We start from the raw sequence: 2045 nt of genomic DNA on the forward strand, positions 1-2045 counted from the left end.
CATGTTTAATCTGTTTCGTTAACTGAAATGCGTAAATCTGGTTAATCAAAAAAGCAAAATCTGGTTAAATGAAAATGGTAAATTTAGTTAAACGCGCTGGTAATCAATGGTGAAAAACATGCCAAAAAAGTACTACACTCGAATTATCGAAAATGAGCTCGACCAGATGCTGGGGATATTCGGTGCCGTTCTCATCGAAGGACCGAAATGGTGTGGAAAGACAACCACAGCCGGGACCCGTGCGGCGTCCAGGCTCCTTCTCATGGACCCGTCGCGCAACTTCGAGAATCGCTTGCGTGCCGAGACGGACCCGGCGCTTGCCGTTTCCGGCGAGGTGCCGCGGCTGATCGACGAATGGCAGGAGGTTCCGAAACTTTGGGACGCGGCGCGGTTTGAGTGCGACAACCGCGGCGGCGAGCCTGGCCAGTTCATATTTACGGGGTCGGCGACGCCGCGAGACAATGAGCGGCCGATGCACAGTGGCGCTGGAAGGTTCGCTAAATTGCGCATGGATACCATGACGCTTTTCGAACTTGGGAAATCTAGCGGCGCGGTTAAGCTGTCGGGCATTATTTCTGGCGAAAAGTTCAATGGCGCTTTCGGGTCGTTGGATTCTGCCTCGATTGCCGAGTGCGTTGTCCGTGGTGGATGGCCCGCGGCGGTCGGTCGCGATGCGCTGGCTGCGTCGGCGATGGCGAAACGTTACATCGGCATAGTCGCCGAAGAAGATTTGTCTCGTGTTGATGGCTCTCGACGCGATCCCGAAAAGGTCAAAGCTGTCATCGAATCGCTTGCGCGTAATGAATCCACTTTGGCGACACTCAAGACGCTCGTAGCTGATCTTGGTGGAGAAGTGTCGAGACAAACGGCGGCATCGTATATATCTCTTCTCGCACGGGTTAGCTTCGTTCGCGATATTCCCGCGTGGAATCCAGCAATGAGATCTCCGGTGCACTTAAGAGAATCAAAGAAGCATCATCTTGCTGACCCGTCACTGGCGGCCGCTGCGCTCGGGGCGACTCCGGAGACTTTGCTGTTAGATTTCAAGACGCTTGGACTACTTTTTGAATCGCTGGCGCTCCATGATTTGTGGGTCTATGCGCGAGCAAACGGAATGAGTCTCTATCACTATCACGATTCTCGTGATCTAGAGGTCGATGCAGTCATTGCGGCTCCTGGTGGGACCTGGATCCCGGTCGAAGTTAAACTCAGCTCTGCTCAAATAGAAGAGGCATCTGACAATCTTGTTGCTGTCGAGGAACGTATGGTTGCTGCTGGAAACACCCCGCCGGTTTCTAAAGTAGCGATTATTGGATTTGGCTCACAAGCCTATGTTACCGACCGCGGTGTCCAAGTTGTTCCCTTGGATGTTCTTGCGCCGTAATGCTGCGGGCGAAGTGAAATCGACGCCGCAGTTTCTAAATCTGTTTTCTGAGATCTAAACCGCGAAACTCAAAAACTCACCGTCTTGATTTTCATTTGAATCGAATCGCGCCCGCGCAAAAGTCAAAACGACTCGCGCGGGCGTTTCGTTTTTTCATATCGCATTTCATATCGCGTCAAAACAAAACGCGAGTTTTGAAAATAGATAGCGACCATCGGTCGCGATCGTAGGCGTGTGTGCACGCCGCATGAAAATCGACTCGCCATTCGATTCGTAATGCGAGCCGCGTCAGCTTTCGACAAATCCAACAGCGCTGCGAGTCACGCTAATGACTCTCCGCGCCATTGAAATTGTCGAAAGCTGTCTCAACTTTTTCGCAAACGCCATGAAAACGATTCGACGAAGTCGAATGTTTGCGTCGCGGGCGCCGCAAACCCGCTTCGCAAAAATGCAAACACTCGGCATCCCTCGCATTCGCATTTCCGCTCCGCTCTCGCTACAGCGAACTTCTAACACTCAGCATCCTTCGCGTTAAAAATTCGCTTCCGCTCACGGTCTTCACGCAGTTACAACGCCGCGAGGCCTCTCGCTTGGAATGAGGCCTCTCATTCCACGTCTACACTGCGTTTCGCCCAATCACCGTTCCGGAGATTGCAAGATG

The 2045-nt window shown here is 52.5% G+C and carries 1 protein-coding gene; it reads left to right on the forward strand.

Annotated elements, in window-relative coordinates; all coding sequences use genetic code 11:
* Positions 1-118 precede the first annotated feature (118 nt).
* Complete coding sequence (locus tag RX395_RS09655; protein ID WP_193221484.1) at positions 119-1384, forward strand: ATP-binding protein; 1266 nt, start codon at positions 119-121, stop codon at positions 1382-1384.
* Positions 1385-2045: the final 661 nt, after the last annotated feature.

This window comes from Collinsella aerofaciens (genome assembly GCF_032584215.1).
GTDB lineage: Bacteria > Actinomycetota > Coriobacteriia > Coriobacteriales > Coriobacteriaceae > Collinsella.